The sequence below is a fragment of the Synechococcus sp. EJ6-Ellesmere genome, from assembly GCF_024345875.1.
Lineage (GTDB): Bacteria > Cyanobacteriota > Cyanobacteriia > PCC-6307 > Cyanobiaceae > Regnicoccus_A > Regnicoccus_A antarcticus.
The window spans coordinates 1-14,419 of sequence record NZ_JAGQBY010000081.1 but is presented as its reverse complement, the minus strand read 5'-3'; the positions used below and the strand labels follow the sequence as shown (position 1 = coordinate 14,419).

Sequence of the window (14,419 nt, the reverse complement as noted above, 5' to 3'; positions counted from 1 at the left end):
CGCCTCGACAGCGTGCTCTTCGACAAGACCGGAACCCTCACCCTTGGACGGCCCCTGGTGGTGGCTCTTCTGCCGGCCGGCGACGGCGATCCCGCGGGGGTGGAGGGGGACGCTTTGGTCCAGCTCGCCGCCAGCCTCGAGCAGCACACCCGTCACCCCCTGGCCCATGCCCTGCTGCAGGAGGCCCAGTGCCGCGGGCTTGCCCTGGCGCAAGTGAGCGACAGCCGCACCGAGGTGGGATCCGGTGTGGAGGGCCGGGTGCTCGGCCAGGACGGTCTGGCCCGGGTCGGTCGTCCTGGTTGGTTGCAGCAGCATGGTCTGGCACTCCCCTGCGACCTGGAGCGGCAGCTGGCCCAGCTGGAGTCGGAGGGGGCCACGGTGCTGGTGGTGGCCGCTCCTGCTGCCGTGCTCGGGCTGGTGGCGGTCCAGGACCAGCCCCGTACCGATGCGGCCCAGGCCCTCGCTGAGCTCGGCGGCATGGGCCTGAGGCTGGGGGTGCTCAGTGGAGATCGCCGCGAGCCGGTGCTGCAGCTGGGCGACCGCCTGGGGCTGCCCAGCGCTGGCCTGGCCTGGGAGCTCGACCCCCAGCAGAAGCTGGAACACATCCTGCGCTGGAGCCAGGAGGGGGCTGTGGCGATGGTCGGAGATGGCATCAACGACGCCCCGGCCCTGGCGGCCGCTGATCTGGGCATCGCCGTGGGCACCGGCACCCAGATCGCCCAGGACACCGCTGATCTGGTGATCCTCGGCGACCGGCTGGGGTCGTTGGTGGAGGCCCTGCGCCTGGCGCGCCGCACTCTGGCCAAGGTGAAGCAGAACCTGTTCTGGGCCTTCGGCTACAACCTGATCGTGCTGCCGATCGCCGCTGGGGCCCTGCTGCCCGGCTTCGGCCTGCTGCTCTCGCCCCCGCTGGCCGCCTTGTTGATGGCCGTCAGCTCGATCACCGTGGTCGTCAACGCGTTGTTGCTCCATGGCCGCGCCTGAGCGCCCGCGAGGCCGTTTCCTGGTGCTGGAGGGCATCGATGGCTCGGGCAAATCGAGTCAGCTGGAGCGACTGGCTGCCTGGCTTCCCCGCAGCGGCCTGATGCCTGCTGGTGCCAGCCTGGTGACCAGCCGTGAGCCCGGAGGAACCCCGCTGGGTCAGGGGCTGAGGCAGTTGCTGCTGCATCCACCGGAGGAGGCGGCCCCGGTGGCCAGGGCCGAGCTTCTGCTCTATGCCGCCGATCGCGCCCAGCATGTCCTGAGCCTGATCGAGCCGGCCCTGGCGGCCGGTCACTGGGTGCTCAGCGACCGCTTCGCCGGCTCCACGGCTGCCTACCAGGGCCATGGCCGGGGCCTGTCCCTGGACCTGATCGACCAGCTCGAGGCGATCGCCACCGGCGGCCTGAATCCTGATCTCACCCTCTGGCTTGATCTGCCGCTGGCCATCTCCGCCGATCGCCGCGGCCATCGCGGCGCTGATCGGATCGAGGCGGCTGGCCTGCCGTTTCTGGAGCGGGTGTCGGACGGCTTTGCGCAGCTGGCTGCGGAGCGGGGCTGGAGCCGAGTGGACGCCGCCGGATCGCCCGCTGAGGTGGAGTCGGCTCTGCGCGCGGCGCTGCTGGAGCGCTTCCCCCGCGCTTGGCCAGGTGATCCCGATGGCTGATCTCTTTGCTGATCTGATCGGCCAGCCCTTGGCGGTGGCGCTGATGCGCTCCGCCCTGGAGCGGCAGCGCCTGGCGGCCGCCTACCTGCTCACCGGACCCGAGGGGGTGGGCCGACGCCTGGGGGGGCTTCGTTTCCTGGAGGGGGTTCTGGCCGGACCCGCGGGTGCCCCGGCAGTGCGACGGCGCCTGAGCCAGGGCAATCATCCCGATCTGCTCTGGCTGGAGCCCACCTACTCCCACCAGGGACGGCTGGTGCCGGTGAGCCAGGCGATGGCGGAGGGGGTGAGCAAACGGGGCCTGCCGCAGATCCGGCTGGAGCAGATCCGATCCGTCGGACCGTTCCTGGCAAGGCGGGCGGTGGCTGGCCCACGCCCGGTGGTGGTGATCGAGGCCGTGGAGCTGATGGCGGAAGGGGCGGCCAACGGGCTGCTCAAGACTCTGGAGGAGCCTGGGGCTGGGCTGTTGCTGCTGCTCAGCGCCGCGCCGGAGCGCCTTCTGAGCACGATCCGCTCCCGCTGCCAGCAGATTCCCTTCCGCCCGCTCGATCCTGTCGCGATGGCCGAGGTTATGGAGCGGCAGCCTGACGCATGTGGCTCCTCAGAAGCCGCTGATGATTTTGAAGCCGCTGAACCTCCCGAACTGATCGAGCTGGCGGCCGGAGCCCCGGGGGCCCTGATGGAGCATCGCCGTCAGTGGCGGGGGTTGCCCAGCGGCCTGGCTGAGCGGTTGGGGGGCCTGACGGCCGACCCGCTCGAGGCCATGGCGCTGGCCCGCGACCTGAGTGACGCGCTCGATCTGGATCAGCAGTTATGGCTGCTGAACTGGTGGCAGCTCTGCCTCTGGCGTCGGGAGCACCGTCTGGAGTCCCAGCAGCGGCTGGAGCGGTTGCGGGGCCAGTTGCGGGGATTTGTGCAACCTCGCCTGGCCTGGGAAGTGGCACTGCTGGAACTGAGCGGCGTGATCGGCTGAGCTGGGCTCAGGCGCTCTCGAGCGCGTGGGTGGCCGCTGCCAGCTGCTCCTCCCGTTGGCTGCGCATCAGGGCCTCCTGCTGGGCGAGTTTGGCTCCGGTGGGAAGTTCCAGGCAGTAGCCGGCTCCATAAACCGTTTTGATGAAGCGGGGTTTGCGCGGATCGGGTTCGAGCTTGGTGCGCAGATGGCGCACGTGCACCCGGATGGTTTCGATGTCGTCGTCGGGTTCGTAGCCCCAGACCTCCTTGAGGATCAACGACGGCGCCACGGTCTGGCCGTGGCGCTGCAGCAGGCAGTGGAGCAACTCGAATTCCAGGTGGGTCAGGCGCACCGGCTCGTCGAACCAGATCGCCTCAAATCGCTCAGGCACCAGGGTGAGGGGCCCATAGCTGAGGATTTCGCTGTGCTTGGTGGATAACGGGGCCCGGTCGCTGCGGCGCAGCAGGGCCTTCACCCGCACCATCAGCTCCTCAAGATCGAAGGGTTTGGTGAGGTAGTCGTCGGCGCCGGAGTTGAACCCGCTCACCTTGTCCTTGGTGCCGCCCAGCGCCGTGATCATCAGGATCGGGATGCCGGCGGTGCGCTCATCCCGGCGCAGCCGCTGGCAGAGGGTGAGACCGTCGACCTTCGGCAGCATCAGATCAAGCAGGATCAGATCAGGGCTGGCCTGCAGGGCCAGGGCCTGACCCTTAATCCCGTCGTCGGCGGTCTCGACCACGAAGCCGCCGTGCTCGAAATGGCCGGCCACCAGCTCGCGCATGTCCTCGTCGTCCTCAATCAGCAGGATGCAGGGTTTCATGGCAGATGCTGGAGGACACGTGACGGCGGTGGGAACATGGCCGACACCAAAGATTTTGTACTTATTTTCTCCTGATCCGAGGGGTCAACGCCTTTCAACGGGCCGCTCCGGAGGCTGGCTCCGGGCGCACAAGCCCACTCTGACAGGGGATCTGGCCGGGGCAATCCCGGGACAGCTTGAATTGAATCTATAGATTTTCTTCCAGCTCGGATCTTGTCGGCGCCGTCCCTGCTGTGACAACGCAGCAATCTTTCAGGCCGCGACACACTGTTGATGAACTCCCCGGGCAGGATTCGAACCTGCGACCAATCGGTTAACAGCCGACCGCTCTACCACTGAGCTACCGAGGAATGGGCTGTGGTGAACCTACCCGTCGGCCCTGCCGCCCGGCAAGGGGGGAAGTCGGCTTTCGATGCGCCGCCTCAGGTCTGGGCCCTTCCGCCACGACCCGATCCGGCCCCGCTCCATCTCGGCGGCACCATCGCAATGGTCGAGCTCTTCAAGCCGATGGGTGATCCACAGGGCCGTCAGCGGCTGCCCCGGCCGGTGGCAGAGCCGCTCGATCAGTTGCAGCACCTCCCGCTGGCTTTCGGGGTCGAGCAGGGCTGTGGGCTCATCGAGAAGCAGCAGACCCGCGTCTCCTGCCAGGGCGCCTGCGATTGCCAGCCGTTGTTTCTGGCCGCCGCTGAGGGTGTGAATCGGCCGCCCCTCGAACCCCCCCAGTCCCACCTGGGCGAGGGCCGCGGCCACCCGCGCCTGCCGCTCTGCGGCCGGTAGACCCTGAACGAGGCCGAGCTGCAGATCGGTGCCGCAACTGGGTAGCAGCAACTGGTGATCAGGGTTCTGGAACACCAGGGCGGGCTTGAGTGTGAGGGCCACCCGGCCTCCGCTGGGCTCCAGCAGGCCGGCGATCAGGCGCAGCAGGGTGCTCTTGCCGCTGCCGTTGCCGCCTACGAGCATCCAGAGGCCTGGCCCGGGCAGGCGCAGGTCGCAGTGATCAAGGGCGGCGCTGCCGTTGGGCCAGCCAAAGCAGAGGTCCCCCACCTCCAGGGCCGGAGGCCGGGGCGAGACCGCTTCGCTGGAGGGGGTGCCCCAGGCCATCAACCGTCGACGCTGAAGCCCGGCCGCTTGCTGCCGCCGCCGACCGCCGATTTCTCATAGAGCTGAACGGCCAGCAGTTCGCCGCTGAGCAGGCTCACGCGCTTCTCCTCGGATTTCTCGCAGTGGAGTTCGAGCACACGGGGATGGCCGCTTTCCATGGCCGCCCGGATCTCGCTGTGGAGCGACTGGGCGTCGCTCAGCTCCTTGCGTTGCACCGAGATGGGCATGGGGCTGAGCTTGAGGGCGAGCTCGACGACGTACACGTTGTGCGCTTGAAGACCAGGGTCCACTCTGGCGAACGGCCTGCCACGCCGCCGCCCATCACGGCCAGGGTCTCCTGAGTGCAATTACTTATTTACGGGTGTGCTCGATGGGGCGGGGTCCCGGGGTGTGCCGGTTTTCCGTAGGATGATCCTTGTAAAGCTTCATGAAGTACCCGCATGACGATCGCTGTAGGGCGCGCGCCTGCCGCACGGGGATGGTTCGACGTCCTCGATGACTGGCTCAAGCGTGACCGCTTTGTTTTTGTCGGCTGGTCCGGCCTGCTGCTGTTCCCCACGGCCTATCTGGCCCTGGGCGGCTGGCTGACCGGCACCACCTTCGCCACCTCCTGGTACACCCACGGCATTGCCAGCAGCTACCTGGAGGGTTGCAACTTCCTCACCGCCGCGGTGAGCACCCCCGCTGATGCCATGGGGCACAGCCTGCTGCTGCTCTGGGGACCGGAAGCCCAGGGTGACTTCGTGCGCTGGGTGCAGCTGGGCGGCCTCTGGCCGTTCGTCGCCCTGCACGGCGCCTTCGCGCTGATCGGCTTCATGCTGCGTCAGTTCGAGATCGCCCGTCTGGTGGGCATCCGTCCCTACAACGCCATCGCCTTCTCCGGTCCGATCGCGGTGTTCGTCAGTGTCTTCCTGATGTACCCCCTGGGCCAGAGCAGCTGGTTCTTTGCCCCCTCCTTCGGGGTGGCCGCCATCTTCCGCTTCCTGCTCTTCCTGCAGGGCTTCCACAACTGGACCCTGAACCCGTTCCACATGATGGGCGTGGCCGGCATCCTCGGTGGTGCTCTGCTCTGTGCCATCCACGGCGCCACGGTGGAGAACACCCTGTTCGAGGATTCCGAGCAGGCGAACACCTTCAAGGCGTTCGAGCCCACCCAGGAAGAAGAGACCTACTCAATGGTCACCGCCAACCGCTTCTGGAGCCAGATCTTCGGGATCGCCTTCTCCAACAAGCGCTGGCTGCACTTCTTCATGCTGTTCGTGCCGGTGATGGGTCTGTGGACCAGCAGCATCGGCATCATCGGCCTGGCCCTCAACCTGCGGGCCTACGACTTCGTGTCGCAGGAGATCCGCGCCGCTGAGGACCCCGAATTCGAGACCTTCTACACGAAGAACATTCTTCTGAACGAAGGTCTGCGTGCCTGGATGGCACCGGCCGACCAGCCGCATGAAAATTTCGTCTTCCCTGAAGAGGTCCTGCCCCGTGGAAACGCCCTTTAATTCGTCCATGGTGGCCGTCGGGGGCAAAGACCTCGACTCCACCGGTTATGCCTGGTGGGCCGGTAACGCCCGCCTGATCAATCTCTCCGGCCGCCTGCTCGGCGCCCACGTGGCTCACGCGGGTCTGATGGTCTTCTGGGCCGGAGCAATGATGCTGTTCGAAGTGAGCCACTTCAGCTTCGACAAGCCCATGTACGAGCAGGGTCTGATCCTGTTCCCGCACGTGGCCACCCTCGGTTACGGAGTCGGCCCCGGCGGTGAGGTCACCAGCCTCTACCCGTTTTTCGTGGTCGGTGTGCTGCACCTGATCAGCTCCGCCGTTCTCGGCCTCGGCGGTCTGTACCACGCCCTGCGTGGTCCTGAAATCCTGGAGAACTACTCCTCGTTCTTCTCCCAGGACTGGCGCGACAAGAACCAGATGACCAACATCATCGGCTACCACCTCATCCTTCTGGGTGTGGGTTGCCTGCTGCTGGTGTTCAAGGCGATGTTCTTCGGCGGTGTTTACGACACCTGGGCACCAGGTGGTGGCGACGTGCGCCTGATCACCAACCCCACCCTTGATCCGGGTGTGATCTTCGGTTATCTGTTCCGCGCACCCTTCGGCGGCGAGGGCTGGATCATCGGGGTCAACTCGATGGAAGACATCATCGGTGGCCACATCTGGCTCGGCCTGATCTGCATCTTCGGAGGCATCTGGCACGTGATCACCAAGCCCTTCGGCTGGGTGCGTCGCGCCTTCATCTGGAATGGTGAGGCCTACCTGAGCTACAGCCTCGGCGCTCTGAGTTTCATGAGCTTCATCGCCTCGGCCTACATCTGGTTCAACAACACTGCTTACCCCTCGGAGTTCTACGGCCCCACCAACGCCGAATCCTCCCAGGCCCAGAGCTTCACCTTCCTGGTGCGCGACCAGCGCCTCGGAGCCAACATCGGTTCAGCCATGGGCCCCACCGGCCTGGGCAAATACCTGATGCGCTCCCCCACCGGCGAGATCATCTTCGGCGGCGAAACCATGCGCTTCTGGGACTTCCGTGGTCCCTGGCTTGAGCCCCTGCGTGGCCCCAACGGCCTCAGCCTCGACAAGCTCCAGAACGACATTCAGCCCTGGCAGGTGCGCCGCGCGGCTGAATACATGACCCACGCTCCCAATGCCTCCCTCAACTCCGTGGGCGGCATCATCACCGAGCCCAACTCGGTGAACTTCGTGAACGTGCGTCAGTGGCTCTCAGCCACCCAGTTCGTGCTCGCCTTCTTCTTCCTGGTGGGTCACCTCTGGCACGCCGGCCGCGCCCGCGCAGCCGCCGCTGGTTTCGAGAAGGGCATCGACCGTCAGGCCGAGCCCACCCTGGCGATGCCGGATCTCGACTGACTCGTTATCAGAACCTGATCGCTTTGCGACGTCTCCAACCCCCGCCGATGCGGGGGTTTTTTCATGGCCGAAAGACCTGGTCATCCCTCAGCGCAACGGTGAAGGACTCTGGATGCATCCGCTGCATCCACCCTGCCTACGTTGAAGACGGTTGAACCTGCCGTCCCACTGAGCTCACTGAGCCACGCCATGACTGCCACACAAACGTTCCTTCATCAACAGCGCCGCTCGGCGGGATGGCTGGCCGCACTGGCGCTGTGCATGCCGGCAGTCGCTTTGCCGATACCAGCACTGGCCCAGTCCCGCTCCCTTGACTTTCCCAGCAGCGGAGTGATCTGCGACAGGGCGGTTCGCATCTGCTACGACAGCAACGGGGTGTCCTTGCCACTGACCCGTCGCTACTTCGACCGGCGCGCCGAGCAGAACTTGCAGCGTCAGCTCTCAGGACGATCGATCCCCAGGGACTTTCAACTCAGTGGTGGGGAGGTCTGTGATCTGCGGCGCCAGATCTGCTGGGATGACGGCTGGAAGAAAACCAACGTGAGCAACCGCCTGAGTCGTCAGCTGTTCGGCAGCGACTGGAAAGCAGGGAATCAGTGGGGGAACAAGAATTGGAACCAGAATGAGCAGGCAAGCGTCTGCGAACTCTCCCAGCGCGGGCGAAGACTCTTCAACGGCAACTGCAGTCTCAGGCGGCGAAACACAGCGAATGGAACCGCCTATTCCGTAGAATTTCAGGATGGACGACAGTTTGCCTTCTACAACCGCCAGGGAGAACTCGTGCTTCGTGACGGCACAAGACTATGGCCTGCGCGTTACACCAGAAGCGGGAATGAAGTGGTGTTCAATTGGGCCGACCTGCAGCTAGCAGCCCGAACAGGCAATCAGCAGACTTATCAACAAGGTTATCCGACATACCAGCAGGGCTATCCTCAGCAGGGATATCCACAGCAGGGATATCCACAGAACTACCCTCAGAATTATCCTCCCACGCAGAATCCAACCGGGCAGTTCCTGCAGGATCTGTTCAACAACCTGTTCCGCTGATGCAGATTCAGCTCGACAACCAACGGCGCAACAGGGGCAGACTCAAGCCGATCACATTGCTGAAGCAGCCCTCGATCTGCTCCACCAGCAACCCGCCGCGGCCCTCGAGAGCGAACCCGCCCGCACAGTTGAGCGGCTCACCGCTGGCCACGTAGGCGGCGATCTCCGCCTCGCTGAGATCCGCGAACCTGACGCGGGTTGTGACGGTGGCCAGCCTCGGCGGCAGGCCGGTTGACCCCCTTGCTGTCGGGCCTGCGGGCAGCAGGCAATGGCCGGTGTGCAGCTCCCCCCACGATCCAGCCATGCGCCGCCAGCGGCTGGTGGCTTCCTCGGCATCACGGGGCTTGCCGAAAACAGCCCCGGCGAGCACGAACAGAGAGTCGCAGCCGAGCACGTCACCCACACGCTCGCCTTCGCTCAGCACCAGCTCACGCCCCACCGCCTCGGCTTTGGCCCGTGCCAGGGCCTGCACCAGCTGGCGCGGATCGGGATCCCGCCAGCCCTCCTCATTGACGCCGCTCACCTGCACCCGGTGGGGGATGCCCGCCTGCTCCAGCAACCGGCGTCGTGCCGGCGAGGCAGAGGCCAGCACCAGTGGGGCTTGCGGCATGGACCCTGACCTCCTGGCCTTGTCAAGACCACAACGATCCTCCTCCCCCGCAGGGAGACCCTGCCGTTTCGGCCCCACCAGAGCGCACGCTGATCCAGGAGAATCGGCGCATGCATGGCTCGACCCCAGGCTCCCTCACCAGCACCCTCAACGATCCCCGCTCGCTGGAGCGGGCGGCCAGTGCCCTGCGCTGCCTCCCCTTCCGCCGGGCCTTTTATGGCCTGCTCAGCGGCGAGGCGATCAGCAGCGAGGAGCTCCACCGACGTGCCGACCGGGCGCAGTTCAGCTTCGCCCCCCTGAGCAGCGACCGCGCCGAAGACCACTTCATCTGGCTGATCCGGGTGGGGGTGCTGCGCCGGGAAGTGGACGGCCAGGGACTGACCGAGCGGGTGCGGCTGACGCCGATGGGCCGTGAACTGCTGGAGCGCTGGAGCGGGGAGATCCCAAGGGCTTCCCTGCTGGAGCGGATCCGCCACGGGCTGCGCCGCCGCTGGCCGCGCCTGTGAAGCCCCTGATGGTGCTCGGAACCAGCAGTGGCGCCGGCAAATCGCTGATGGCCGCCGCCCTCTGCCGCGTGCAGCGGCGGCGCGGCGAGACGCCCCGGCCCTTCAAGGGCCAGAACATGAGCCTCAACGCCTGGGTGGATGCCGGAGGCGGCGAGATGGCCTACAGCCAGGCCCTGCAGGCCTGGGCGGCGGGCCTGGAGCCGGCGGTGGCGATGAATCCGGTGCTGCTCAAGCCCCAGGGTGACAGCACCAGCGAAGTGATCCACCTGGGGCGCTCGGTGGGAGTGTGCCGCGCCGAGCACTATTACCGCGACTGGTTCCGGCCGGGCTGGGCGGCGATCCGCCAGGGCCTGAGCGAGCTGCAGACCAGCCATCCAGGTGGTCGGCTGGTGCTGGAGGGGGCCGGCAGCCCCGTGGAGGTGAATCTGCAGGCCCGGGATCTCACCAACCTGCGCCTGGCCCAGTTCCTGCAAGCCCGTTGCCTGCTGGTGGCCGATATCGAGCGGGGGGGAGTCTTCGCGCAGATCGTGGGCACCCTGGCGCTGCTGCGGCCGGTGGAGCGGCCCCTGATCCAGGGCATCCTGATCAACCGCTTCCGTGGCCGCCGGGAGCTCTTCGACGAGGGCCGCAGCTGGCTGGAGCGCCACACCGGCCTGCCGGTGCTGGGGGTGATGCCCTGGCTCGATGAACTGTTTCCTCCCGAGGATTCCCTCGACCTGCTGGAGCGCAAGGCGCGTAAACCCGACGCCGAACTGGAGATCGCGGTGCTTCGCCTGCCCTCGATCAGCAATTTCTCCGATCTCGATTCCCTCGAAGCCGAACCGAGCGTGCGGCTGCGCTGGGTGCGCCCCGGAGAAGCTCTCGGCAGACCCGATGCCGTGGTGATCCCCGGCAGCAAGCAGACCCTGCGGGATCTGGAGGCCCTGCGCGCCAGCGGCCTTGGCGACGACCTGCGGCGGTATGTCTCCGGTGGCGGCCATCTCTTCGGCCTCTGCGGTGGCCTGCAGATGCTGGGCCGACGTCTGCTGGATCCCCACGGCCTCGAAGGAGGCCTCGAAGGAGGTGGCGGCGGCGTCGAGCACGCCGGGCTGGGGCTGCTGCCGCTGACCACCCTTTACGGCAACAACAAGGCGACGCAGCAGGTGTTCGCCCCGGCCCACTGGCCCCAGGGCAGCAGCCTGGGCCTCGAGGGATTCGAGTTGCACCGGGGACAGAGCGAGTGCGAGGAGCCTGACCAGTGCCAGCCCATCGCCGAGCTCTCGGGCCTCGGCTGGTGGAGAGCCGACCAGAACGGCACAGTGGTGGCCGGAACCTACCTGCACGGAGTGTTCGACTCGGGCCCCTGGCGGCGGCGCTGGTTGAACCAGCTGCGCCGCCGCCGCGGTCTGAGTCCCCTGGGGGAGCAGCCACCGCACCACGGCCAGCAACGCGAGGCGCTGCTCGATCGGCTCGCTGAGGCCTTCGAGACCCACGTGAACCTGGCCCCACTGCTGGAGCGGGAATGAAGTCAGCCGCTACGCCGGTCCTGGTGCACTGGCCCAATGGCCGCAGCACCCAGGTGCCACCAGGCCGCGACTGGCTGCAGGCGGCCGCCGCAGCCGGCCAGACGATCCCCACCGGCTGCCTGGGTGGCAGTTGCGGCGCCTGTGAGATCGAGGTCAACGGCCGGGTGGTGCGGGCCTGCATCGCCACGGTGCCCGCTGCCCGCAGCGGCGAGCTGCGGGTGGAACTGGCCAGCGATCCCTACTGGTGAACTGGCCCTACCGGTGAGCAGGATCGGGCGGGTGGCCCTGGATCAGCCCGCCACCGAGCACCACCTCGCCGGCATAGAACACCGCCGCCTGGCCAGGGGTGATCGAAAACTGCTCTTCGTGGAAGTTCAGCCGGGCTCGGTGGGGGCGGCCTGCGGCAGCATCGGCGGCCGTGGGCTCGAGGGGGATGAGCTGGGCAGCCACCGGCGCGCTGCGGTAGCGCACCTGCACCTCAAGCTCCAGCGGTGCTTCGGGCGGTGGGATCGAGATCCAGTTGATCGCGCCCACCACGCAACCGCTGCGGGCCGCCTCAGCGCGGGGAGCGACCACCACCCGGTTCATCGCCCCATCGAGGCGCACCACATGCAGGGGTTCGCTCCAGGCCACCCCCAGCCCCTTGCGCTGGCCGATGGTGAAATGCTCGATGCCATCGTGCTCGCCCACCACCGTGCCGTCGGCCAGCACGATCTGACCCTGGCGGGGCGGCAGGTAGGCATCGAGGAAGGCCTTCATCGAGCCGTGGTGATCGGCCAGGCAGAGATCCTGGCTTTCCGGTTTCCGGGCGGTGCGCAGGCCGAGAGCCTCGGCCTCCAGTCGGGTGTCGGGCTTGGTGAGTTCACCGAGGGGGAACACCAGCCGCGCCAGCACCGACTGGGGCAGGTCATAGAGGAAGTAGCTCTGGTCCTTGTGGGCATCGAGGCCCCGCAGCAGCTGGTGGCGGCCGGCGGCGGCGCTGGGGCCAGCGACGTCAGCCAGGCGGACCCGGGCGTAGTGACCGGTGGCGATGCGGCCGATCCCGAGTTCGGCTTCGGCCCACTCCAGCATCGGCGTGAATTTCACCTCCCGATTGCAGCGGGAACAGGGCAGCGGTGTCACGCCCTGTTCGTAGCCCTGCACCAGAAAGTCGACGATCTGCTCGTGGAAGCGCTCGCGGCTGTCGACCACATGGTGGGGCACCCCCAGCTGCTCACAGAGGCCGGCGGCATCCACCAGCCCTTCGGCGCAGCAGGCCCCCTTGCCGCTCATCAGCCAGAGGGTGAGACCTTCCACCTGCCACCCGGCCGCCACCAGCAAGGCGGCGGTCAGGGAGCTGTCGACCCCGCCGGAGAGGCCCACGGCCACCCGATGCTCCCCGGGCCAGGCGCGCAAGCGCTCAAGCGCCGCAGCACCGGCAGCGGTGACAGGACCGTTGGCAGCCGCGAGAGGGGAACGGGCTCGACCGGCGGAACCTGGGCCGGACGCTGGGGCGGTGGTGGTCAAAACCGGAAGCCTCCGGGGCGGGGGAGAAACGAAACAAAGCCGTGGTCCCATCATGGGACGGGGCGTCCGCCGGCGGGTCCCGCATCCCTCTGCCTGCACCGGAGCCCCCCTTGATCAACAGCCACGCGATTCACTGGCCCCGCCGGGATGCCGCCCACCTGCTGGTGCGCTCGGAGCAGATGGCCCAGCTGGAGCAGCAGCTGTTCGCCAACGGCCTGCCGGTGGAAGCCCTGATGGAGAAAGCCGCCCTGGCCATCAGTGCTCGGCTGCTGAGCGAGCCCGAGGCCCTGCGCCGGGGGGCGCTGGTGCTGGTGGGCCCCGGGCACAACGGGGGGGATGCCCTGGTGGTGGCCCGGGAGCTACACCTGGCCGGGGTGAGGGTGCGGCTCTGGAGCCCCTTTGAGCGCCACAAACCGCTCACCGAGTCCCATTGGCGGTATGCCCAGTGGCTTGGGATCGAGCGGCTGAGCTCCAGCCCTGATCCCGCCGGCGCCGCCCTCTGGATCGATGGGCTCTTCGGCATCGGCCAGCGGCGTCCTCCCGGCGAGGCGATCGAGTCCCTCCTGGGCGATCGGGCGCGGCTGAGGCCCGATCAGCTGGTGGCCATCGACACGCCCACGGGACTGTGCGCCGACAGCGGCCGGCTGCTGGGGAGCTGGGCCGCCCGTGCCCGCACCACCTACTGCCTGGGCCTGCTCAAGCAGGGGCTGGTCCAGGACAGCGCCCTGGCCTGGGTGGGGAAGCTGGTGCGGCTTGATCTGGGGCTGCCGCCGGCTCTGCTGGGACAACTGCCGCCGGATCAGCCCCTCGTGCTGAGTGGCCTGGATCAGACCAGCGCCCCACCGCTTGAGCCTGCGCCTGATGCCGCCAAGTACGGCCGTGGCCGCCTGCTGGTAGTGAGCGGCAGCGCCGCCTATCCCGGTGCCGCCCTGCTCAGCCTGCTGGGGGCGAGCGCCAGCGGCTGCGGCAGCCTGCGGGCGGTCGTGCCGGAGCCCGTGGCCCAGCAGCTCTGGAGCCTGCTGCCCCATGTGGTTCTGGGGCCTGCGCCGGGTGAGCCGGGCGCCCTCGATCGCCTTGATGCCGTGCTGATCGGCCCGGGCCTGGGGCCAGCCGCCTCAGCGGAGCGGCCCGACAGCCCGCCGCTCTGGGAGAGCCTTCAGGCCTTTGCGGGACTGGTGGTGATCGATGCCGATGGCCTCAACCAGCTGGCCGCCGGGGTGGCCGGTGAGGCGATGGCCTGGCTGCAGGGGAGGCAAGGTCCCACCTGGCTGACGCCCCATCAGGGTGAATTCGCCCGCCTGTTTCCCGATCTGGCCGGCGAGCAGCCCCTGGAGGCCGCCGCCGTTGCCGCCAGCCGCTGCGGCGCGGCCCTGCTGCTCAAGGGCGCCCGCAGCGTGATTGCCGCGCCCGACGGCCGGCGCTGGCAATTGCTGGAGGCGGCAGCGGCAGCGGCCCGGGCCGGCGCCGGCGATGTCCTGGCGGGATTCGCGGCCGGGCAAGGGGCTCTGGCTCAGGCTGCCGGGGTCTCACCCGGGGAAGCCTCCACCCTGGCCGCTGCCGCCCTGGCCCACGCCCAGGCGGGGCTGGCGGCCCGGGAGCGGCTCGGACCCGGTCAGGTGACGCCCATGGCACTGGCAGCAACTCTGGGCCAGTGGTGTTCAGCTGGGACTAGTTCGGGACTCCTGAAAAACGGCCGGCTCCATATCTCGCCGTAACGGGCGTCTGAGCTGGACTTGTGCGGGCTATGGCCACGTCTATGCGGTGACTGGCCAATCGTTCCAGCTTTCGTCGGTAAAGGCCCGGGCCTTCTCTGGTGAGGCATGGAGCTGGAGAAGGCTGCAGACACAGGCAAAAAAGAA

General features: G+C 67.7%; 15 protein-coding genes and 1 tRNA gene. 10 read left to right on the top strand and 6 right to left on the bottom strand.

The window, feature by feature from the left end; genetic code table 11:
* The 3 genes from KBY78_RS10080 to KBY78_RS10070 all read left to right on the top strand — a co-directional run.
* A partial coding sequence (locus KBY78_RS10080; RefSeq protein WP_255143486.1) for a cation-translocating P-type ATPase occupies positions 1-984 on the top strand: 984 nt, incomplete at its 5' end.
* Positions 971-1,645, top strand: coding sequence for a dTMP kinase (gene tmk / locus KBY78_RS10075; protein WP_255143485.1), 675 nt, complete (start codon positions 971-973; stop codon positions 1,643-1,645). The genes KBY78_RS10080 and tmk, both read left to right, overlap by 14 nt.
* Positions 1,638-2,615 carry a DNA polymerase III subunit delta' gene (locus tag KBY78_RS10070; protein ID WP_255143484.1) on the top strand — a complete coding sequence of 326 codons (978 nt, stop codon included), beginning with the start codon at positions 1,638-1,640 and terminating at the stop codon, positions 2,613-2,615. Before tmk ends, KBY78_RS10070 begins: the two co-directional genes overlap by 8 nt.
* 7 nt (positions 2,616-2,622) lie before the next feature.
* On the opposite strand, the gene KBY78_RS10065 is transcribed toward KBY78_RS10070, so the two are convergent.
* The 4 genes from KBY78_RS10065 to KBY78_RS10050 form a co-directional block, all read right to left on the bottom strand.
* Positions 2,623-3,414 (bottom strand): response regulator transcription factor, encoded by a 792-nt coding sequence (locus KBY78_RS10065; RefSeq protein WP_006172246.1) that lies wholly within the window; start codon positions 3,412-3,414, stop codon positions 2,623-2,625.
* Between the two features lie 278 nt (positions 3,415-3,692).
* Positions 3,693-3,764: transfer RNA gene (locus tag KBY78_RS10060), tRNA-Asn, on the bottom strand.
* Between the two features lie 16 nt (positions 3,765-3,780).
* Complete coding sequence (locus tag KBY78_RS10055; RefSeq protein WP_255143482.1) at positions 3,781-4,515, bottom strand: ABC transporter ATP-binding protein; 735 nt, start codon at positions 4,513-4,515, stop codon at positions 3,781-3,783.
* On the bottom strand, positions 4,515-4,778 hold the full coding sequence (locus KBY78_RS10050; protein ID WP_006172244.1) for a hypothetical protein: 264 nt from the start codon (positions 4,776-4,778) through the stop codon (positions 4,515-4,517). Before KBY78_RS10050 ends, KBY78_RS10055 begins: the two co-directional genes overlap by 1 nt.
* Before the next feature lie 177 nt (positions 4,779-4,955).
* Between KBY78_RS10050 and psbD the strand changes: the two genes are divergently transcribed.
* The 3 genes from psbD to KBY78_RS10035 all read left to right on the top strand — a co-directional run bounded on the left by psbD (position 4,956) and on the right by KBY78_RS10035 (position 8,433).
* Positions 4,956-6,014: a photosystem II D2 protein (photosystem q(a) protein) gene (gene psbD, locus KBY78_RS10045; protein ID WP_006171775.1), complete on the top strand. Its 1,059-nt coding sequence runs from the start codon at positions 4,956-4,958 to the stop codon at positions 6,012-6,014.
* 7 nt (positions 6,015-6,021) lie between these two features.
* Positions 6,022-7,386: a photosystem II reaction center protein CP43 gene (gene psbC, locus KBY78_RS10040; RefSeq protein ID WP_006171776.1), complete on the top strand. Its 1,365-nt coding sequence runs from the start codon at positions 6,022-6,024 to the stop codon at positions 7,384-7,386.
* A 189-nt stretch (positions 7,387-7,575) separates the two neighbouring features.
* Positions 7,576-8,433 carry a YcgJ family protein gene (locus KBY78_RS10035; RefSeq protein ID WP_255143480.1) on the top strand — a complete coding sequence of 286 codons (858 nt, stop codon included), beginning with the start codon at positions 7,576-7,578 and terminating at the stop codon, positions 8,431-8,433.
* A 7-nt stretch (positions 8,434-8,440) separates the two neighbouring features.
* Here KBY78_RS10035 and KBY78_RS10030 read toward each other — a convergent pair whose 3' ends face one another.
* Entirely contained in the window at positions 8,441-9,043 is a 603-nt protein-coding gene (locus KBY78_RS10030; protein WP_255143479.1) for a nucleoside triphosphate pyrophosphatase, read from the bottom strand.
* A gap of 110 nt (positions 9,044-9,153) precedes the next feature.
* Here KBY78_RS10030 and KBY78_RS10025 point away from each other — a divergent pair, with 110 nt between their 5' ends.
* Genes KBY78_RS10025 through KBY78_RS10015 form a run of 3 tightly spaced genes read left to right on the top strand, consistent with a single transcriptional unit; the run spans position 9,154 to position 11,302 of the window.
* Positions 9,154-9,549, top strand: coding sequence for an Npun_F0494 family protein (locus tag KBY78_RS10025; RefSeq protein WP_255143478.1), 396 nt, complete (start codon positions 9,154-9,156; stop codon positions 9,547-9,549).
* Between the two features lie 8 nt (positions 9,550-9,557).
* On the top strand, positions 9,558-11,054 hold the full coding sequence (locus tag KBY78_RS10020; protein WP_255143477.1) for a cobyric acid synthase: 1,497 nt from the start codon (positions 9,558-9,560) through the stop codon (positions 11,052-11,054).
* The gene (locus KBY78_RS10015) at positions 11,051-11,302 is read left to right on the top strand and encodes a 2Fe-2S iron-sulfur cluster-binding protein (RefSeq protein ID WP_255143476.1); all 252 of its coding nucleotides are present in this window, start codon (positions 11,051-11,053) and stop codon (positions 11,300-11,302) included. The genes KBY78_RS10020 and KBY78_RS10015 overlap by 4 nt, the downstream gene beginning before the upstream one ends.
* Before the next feature lie 7 nt (positions 11,303-11,309).
* Here the strand turns inward: KBY78_RS10015 and mnmA are convergent, their stop codons facing one another.
* On the bottom strand, positions 11,310-12,449 hold the full coding sequence (mnmA, locus tag KBY78_RS10010; RefSeq protein ID WP_255143487.1) for a tRNA 2-thiouridine(34) synthase MnmA: 1,140 nt from the start codon (positions 12,447-12,449) through the stop codon (positions 11,310-11,312).
* A 221-nt stretch (positions 12,450-12,670) separates the two neighbouring features.
* On the opposite strand from mnmA, the gene KBY78_RS10005 reads away from it, so the two are divergent.
* Positions 12,671-14,275, top strand: coding sequence for an NAD(P)H-hydrate dehydratase (locus KBY78_RS10005; RefSeq protein WP_255143475.1), 1,605 nt, complete (start codon positions 12,671-12,673; stop codon positions 14,273-14,275).
* Positions 14,276-14,419: the final 144 nt, after the last annotated feature.

Coding starts and splice junctions, on each gene's coding strand:
- KBY78_RS10065 (WP_006172246.1), bottom strand. CDS start 3,414: ATGAAACCCTGCATCCTGCTGATTGAGGACGACGAGGACATGCGCGAG.
- tmk (WP_255143485.1), top strand. CDS start 971: ATGGCCGCGCCTGAGCGCCCGCGAGGCCGTTTCCTGGTGCTGGAGGGC.
- psbC (WP_006171776.1), top strand. CDS start 6,022: ATGGTGGCCGTCGGGGGCAAAGACCTCGACTCCACCGGTTATGCCTGG.
- KBY78_RS10055 (WP_255143482.1), bottom strand. CDS start 4,515: ATGGCCTGGGGCACCCCCTCCAGCGAAGCGGTCTCGCCCCGGCCTCCG.
- KBY78_RS10015 (WP_255143476.1), top strand. CDS start 11,051: ATGAAGTCAGCCGCTACGCCGGTCCTGGTGCACTGGCCCAATGGCCGC.
- KBY78_RS10030 (WP_255143479.1), bottom strand. CDS start 9,043: ATGCCGCAAGCCCCACTGGTGCTGGCCTCTGCCTCGCCGGCACGACGC.
- KBY78_RS10035 (WP_255143480.1), top strand. CDS start 7,576: ATGACTGCCACACAAACGTTCCTTCATCAACAGCGCCGCTCGGCGGGA.
- psbD (WP_006171775.1), top strand. CDS start 4,956: ATGACGATCGCTGTAGGGCGCGCGCCTGCCGCACGGGGATGGTTCGAC.
- KBY78_RS10020 (WP_255143477.1), top strand. CDS start 9,558: ATGGTGCTCGGAACCAGCAGTGGCGCCGGCAAATCGCTGATGGCCGCC.
- KBY78_RS10025 (WP_255143478.1), top strand. CDS start 9,154: ATGCATGGCTCGACCCCAGGCTCCCTCACCAGCACCCTCAACGATCCC.
- KBY78_RS10070 (WP_255143484.1), top strand. CDS start 1,638: ATGGCTGATCTCTTTGCTGATCTGATCGGCCAGCCCTTGGCGGTGGCG.